Raw genomic sequence first — 5,447 nt, 5'->3', positions numbered from 1 at the left:
AGCGTGCCGCCGGGCGGGAGGCGCGCGGCCTGGCGCCACGAGCATCAGGCGGCGGCCAAAGCGAGAAGCGCCAGGCGCAGGAGGGGTGACAAGAGGGGTGCCAGGAGGGGTGACAAGAGGGGTGTCATGCGCCGGCCCTCAAGTCAGGAACCGGCCGGATCGGCCAGGATCACGTCGCGCACCGCCTCGTGGTACTTCACGTAGCCCGAGCACCGGCACAGATGGCCGTCGAGCGCCTCGGTGACGGTGCGCTCCAGGTCGGCGCGCGGGATCGGCGCCTTCTCCAGCCGCTCCAGCAGCACCTGCCCCTCATTGAGGAAGCCGGGCGTGCAATAGCCGCACTGGAAGGCGAAATGGGTGGTGAAGCTCTGCTGGAGCGGCGTCAGCGCGCCGTCCTTGGCGTGGCCCTCCACGGTGCGGATCGCCTTGCCGTCGAAGTCGGTGGCGGCGATGACGCAGGTGGGCATGGTGGCGCTGGTGCCGTCGGCGGCATCGACGATCACCGCGCAGCTGAGGCACTGGGCGGCGCCGCAGCCGAACTTGGTGCCGGTGAGGCCCAGCACCTCCCGCAGGAAGTCGTTCATGGAGAGGTCGGCGCGCACCTCGATGGGTCCGTGGGCGCGGCCGTTGATGGTCAGCGAGATCGCGGGCACAGTCAGCCTCCCTCACAGGACGCGCCGGACATCGTCCGGCGTCACGGGCAATGCGGAAAGCGCTTTCCGGTGGCGTCGGCGATGGCGTTGAGGATCGCCGGGATCACCGGGATCATCACCACCTCGGCGATGCCCTTGGGGGGCTCATTGGGGGCGACCGGCGGCAGGATCTCCACCTCCAGGGCATGGATCGGCAGGTCCGAGGCGCGGGCGATGACATAGTCGCCGAGGTTCCAGCGGCCGTTGCCGGGGCCGTCCTCGAACGGCGGCAGGTTCTCCAGCAGCGCCTGGCCGACCCCCATGGCGAAGCCGCCCTGGGCCTGGCCGCGCACCACCTCCGGCGCCAGCGCATGGCCGCATTCGAGCACGCTGTAGGCGCGCGCGACCCGCACCGCGCCGCTCGTTCGGTCGATCTCGACCCGCACCAGCGTGCCGCAGCCCGAGATGAAGGAGGTGCCGATGCGGTTGTAGCTCGCCGGCGGGAAGGCGACGAAGCTGCGGTCGAGCACCTTGAACGGCCCCTTGCCGCGGCGCACCGCCAGCGCGTCGAGGTCGGCCGCCCAGTTGAAGCCGTCCAGCGGGAAGGCCGCCTGCGCCCAGGCCCAGCGCGAGAAGGCATGGGCCATGGCGCCGGTGAGCGCACCCATGGCGTGGGCCTTGGCGGCGAGGTCCGGCTGCGCCAGAGGCGGCAGGCCGGACATGATGAGCATGCCGTCCTGCCAGAAGGCCTCCTCCCACAGGAAGCGGCGCGGGTCGCTGTGCGGGATGCCCCACAGCGCCAGCGCGCCGGCCACAGGCCGAAGCGCAGCACGATGCGCGCCGCCTCGCCGGCCGCCTGGGTGCCCACATGGGCGCCGATGGAGGCGCTGGTGGCGGAGGAGATGGCCGGCACCCAGCGCGGGTTCTTCGCCGCCTTGTCCTGCGCCGCCTGGGTGATGGTGTAGGGATCGCCCGAGGTGACGAGGCCGAGCGCGCCGAACGCGTCGATGCGCGCCACCGCCACCTCGTCGGCGACCCGGCCGAGATACTGCGCCACCCGGTTCGCCACCGCCGTGCCGACGCCGTTGCCCATCTCCACCGCGTCGCAGACGATCCGCACGCGCCCGTCCGGCTCCAGCTCCACCCGCCCCAGCGAACAGTCGGCGCCAGTGCCGTAGTCCTTCACGCATAGAGCGAGGCCGGTGCCGACGAGGCTGCCCGCGGGCGCCGCCGCCTTCGCCGCGGCACGGCCGCGCCACAAAGCGTGCGCCTCCATCTTGTCGAGCAGCTCCGGCGTGCGCACCGAGACCGTCCACGGATTGCCGGTCATGGTGCGCCCGCCCGTCTTCAGCAGGTTGCGCCGGCGCAGGGTGACGGGATCGATGCCGAGCTTGTCCGCCGCCTCGTCCATCAGTGTTTCGAGCGCGGTGGTGACCTGCACCACGCCGTAGCCGCGCATGGAGCCGGCGGTGACGCCCCGCGTGTGCTCGGCCAAGGTGGTCACGTCCACCTTCGGCACGTCGTAGGCGCCGATGGCGGAGGTGGCGGAGACCACCGCGACGCTGGCCGAATAGTTGGCGAGCCCGCCGCCGTCGAGCACGTGGTCGGCGGCGAAGGCGCGGATGCGCCCGGTGGCCCGCTCGAACGCCACCTGCGAGCGCATGTCGAAGGCATGGCGCTTGATGCCGCCCTGGAACTGCTGGAAGCGGTCATGGGCGAGCCGGATCGGCCGGTCCGGCAGGAACAGGGCGGCGAGCGCCACATAGAGCGGGAAGGGGGTGTGGTCTCGCCCGCCGAAGCCGCCGCCGAGATGGGCGAAGCGCGTGTCGATGCTGCGCGGCTTGAAGCCGGCCTTGGCGGCGCCGAGCATCTGGCCGAGCGCCTCCGCCGCCTCGAAGGGCGACTGCGTGCCGACAGCCAGCCGCAGCGCCTTGGCCTTGGGATCGTACCAGGCGAGCCCGCATTCCGGCTCCAGGAACATGGGATCGATGGACTGGGTGCGGAAGCTGCGGTCGAGCACCAGCGCGGCCGGATCGGCGGCAGCGATCCCGGCGCGGATCGCCTCGCCGTAGGTGGCGCCCTTCTTGTATTGGCCGCCTTCCGCGGTGGGCAAAGGCTGCCAGATCGGCCGCCCGCCGGCCTCGAAGAATCCGGGGCTGATCCAGCCTTCCATCAGCGGGGAATAGACGTCCGGCGCGCCGGGCGTCGGGCCGGCAACGCGGGTAAAGCGCATGGCGGCGTAATTGGGCCGCGCCAGCGGCCCTGTCTCGGCGCCGAAGACGAGCGGGCTCTTCTCGCGCAGGATCACGCGGGCGCGGTCGAAGGCGTCGAACCGCTCGAACAGCAGCAGCGCCGCCGGCTGGCCGAGATAGAGCGGCGTCGTGCCCACCGGGCACAGCAGGTCGCCGGCATAGAAGGGCGGCACCTTGAGGCCGGCCCGCTCCAGGTCCTTCGCCGTCACCACCACCGTGGGCTTCAGGTCGCCGTCGAGGCCGCCAAGGTCGATGCCGGTGAGCACGTGGGTCGCGTCCGCCGCCCGCACCAGTAGGGCATGGGCCGTGGTGGCGGGCCAGCCCTCCATGTCCGCGGCGCGGAAATCGGAGACGTAGAGCTTGGCGCCGGTGACCTTCGCCACCGCATCGATGCGCCCGTGCCCGGCTGCCGCCGGATTGGGCCGGGCGCGGCCGGGCAGGGTCTGCGTGTCGTCGAACGCCGCCGCCATGGCCACCGGAAGCCGCGACAGGCTGAGCGCGATGCCGCCGGCCGCACTCCATTTTCAGCACGTCCCGCCGCGACGGTTCTGTCACTGGTTGCCCCCTGTCGTGCCTACGGTCACGCCCAGAAGCCCGCGGGCTTCCCATGGGTACGCTTTGTTTTAGAAGAAAACGAATTTTCTTTTCAACAGAGGACAGAAATACTTTTTGACGGTTGCATAATACAGGTAAACACTACCGGGACCGCCCCCGCCTGCGAGCGAAGGCTCCGGCATCGACCCGTGCCCAAGCTGCGCCCAGGCCGCGCCGACGCCGACGGGACCAGCGGAGAGACCCGGGAATCGGAGTAGCAGAGCGGCCGCGTCCGTGCCTATTCCCACATTTGAGGGATAGAGTATTTTGCGATGCAAGATCAGCAGCGATTTTACGCCGTGAAGGCAAAGAGCATCGCAGCAAAACGGGGCGGCTCTTCTTGCCGGTCGGCGGGAGCGGGGTACGGCAGGCGCACGGGGTGCCCTAGCGGTCGCCGCCGTCGCCCATCTGGAAGCGCCGCAGCAGGGTGGCGTGGGAGGTGACGCCGAAATGGCGGTAGAGCGCCTTCTGGTACTGGGCGACGGTGTGCTCGGACAGAGACAGGCTCAACGCCATCTCCTTGCGGCTGCGCCCGTCGAGAAGGAGATTGAGCACCAGGCGGAGCCGCGGCGAGAGGCGCGGCACCGAGGCGCCGCGGTCCTGCGGCCAGCCCTGCTCGTGCAGCCACGGCAGCTCCGTGAGCAGGATGTGGGCGATGCGCGAATCGCGCTCGCAGAAGGCCGGCGCCCCCTGCCGGCGATAGAGGCCGATGACGCTGACCGCCCGGTCGTCGATGGGTCGCAGGGAGAAGATGAAGGGGCCGATGTCGGCCTCGTGCAGGTGGGCGGCCACCCCGGACGCGACGAATGCCGCCTCGTCCACCACCTGCTGCCGAAGGCGCGTGACGTGGGCGTCCTTCGCCCGCATCTCGGCGAGCATCTTCTGCGAGGTCCACGCCATGTCCGGGTGGCTGGCGGCCAGAAGGAGGCGGGTGTAGCGCGCCTCGTCGAACCCGCCATGGGCCATGGCGAGATAGACCGGCTGCGCGCCCGGCTCGACGAAGCAGCCGAGGCTCCAGATCCAGGCGTCGGCATCGATCAGCCGGCAGAGGCCCTCCACCAGCTGCCGCTTTACGCTTGAGAAATCCTGGCGCGAGACAATCACCTCGCCGAGCAGCCGGACGATTTCCCGCACGTCGTCCTCGCCGAGCAGCGGCACGGCGTCGTCGGGCGTGGGGCCGATATCGCGGGTCATCGGGCGCTCGCTCTCGCTGGGTCAGTCCTTGTGTGGCGGCTGGGCGGTGGATTCGCAAGCCGGACCAGGGCGGGAGAGGGATGGGTCACGCCGCGATGAAGTACCTTCTGCCCAGCCTGCTGTGCTTCAATGCCGGCTTCGTGGACACCGCCGGCTTCGTCGCCCTCAACGGCCTGTTCGCGGCGCACGTCACCGGCAACCTCGTCACCTTCGCGGCCGCGCTGGCGGACGGGCGCATGCCGGACCTGTCGAAGATCATCGCCGTGCCGGTGTTCTGCGTCGTGGTGGTCTGCGCGCGGCTGCTCAGCCAGGCGCTGGCGCAGCGCGGCATGGACGATTTCCGCGTGCTGATGGCGGCGAAGCTCGTGCTGCTCGCCCATGCCGCCTTGGTGGCGATCCAGGTCGGCCTGCCGCTCCCCGCCGACACTCCCAATGCCGTGATGACGGGCATGACGCTGGTCAGCGCCATGGCGCTGCAGAACGCGCTGCACCGCACCCACCTCACCGATGCGCCGCCCTCCACCGTGATGACCGGCACCATGACGCAGGTGCTGCTCGACCTGACGCAGGCGATGCGCCCGCCCGCCGGCGGCCTCCCGGAGCCGGTGCGCCAGCGCCTGCGCCGCTTCGCGCTGTTCTTCGCCAGCTTCTGCGCCGGCTGCGCGGTCGCCGCTCTGCTCTACCGGGCGGTGGGGGTCTGGTGCTTCCTGCTGCCGCCGCTGGTGGCGCTGGCGGAGATCCTGGTCCTGTCCGCCGCGCCACCGGCCGAGCCCGC

The 5,447-nt window shown here is 70.9% G+C and carries 4 protein-coding genes and 1 pseudogene; 1 reads left to right on the top strand and 4 read right to left on the bottom strand.

Annotation, left to right across the window (positions count from 1 at the left end):
- Positions 1-143 precede the first annotated feature (143 nt).
- From AC2W7M_RS19000 to AC2W7M_RS18985, 4 genes and pseudogenes are all read right to left on the bottom strand, one after another.
- On the bottom strand, positions 144-653 hold the full coding sequence (locus AC2W7M_RS19000) for a (2Fe-2S)-binding protein (protein WP_486134060.1): 510 nt from the start codon (positions 651-653) through the stop codon (positions 144-146).
- A gap of 41 nt (positions 654-694) precedes the next feature.
- Positions 695-1,279: a molybdopterin cofactor-binding domain-containing protein gene (locus AC2W7M_RS18995; RefSeq protein WP_486134062.1), complete on the bottom strand. Its 585-nt coding sequence runs from the start codon at positions 1,277-1,279 to the stop codon at positions 695-697.
- Between the two features lie 425 nt (positions 1,280-1,704).
- Positions 1,705-2,805: pseudogene (locus AC2W7M_RS18990) on the bottom strand (xanthine dehydrogenase family protein molybdopterin-binding subunit); the annotation flags it as partial.
- 1,057 nt (positions 2,806-3,862) lie between these two features.
- A complete protein-coding gene (locus AC2W7M_RS18985) occupies positions 3,863-4,672 on the bottom strand; it encodes a helix-turn-helix transcriptional regulator (RefSeq protein WP_486134058.1) in 810 nt (269 codons plus the stop codon).
- An 80-nt stretch (positions 4,673-4,752) separates the two neighbouring features.
- Here AC2W7M_RS18985 and AC2W7M_RS18980 point away from each other — a divergent pair.
- Positions 4,753-5,447: YoaK family protein (locus tag AC2W7M_RS18980; protein WP_486134056.1), on the top strand; the 695-nt coding region annotated here is incomplete at its 3' end.

This window comes from Xanthobacter sp. BG11Y11_SDJG (assembly GCF_057364445.1).
Note: the sequence above shows the minus strand (reverse complement) of the source record. Positions and strands in the feature narration are given on the sequence as shown.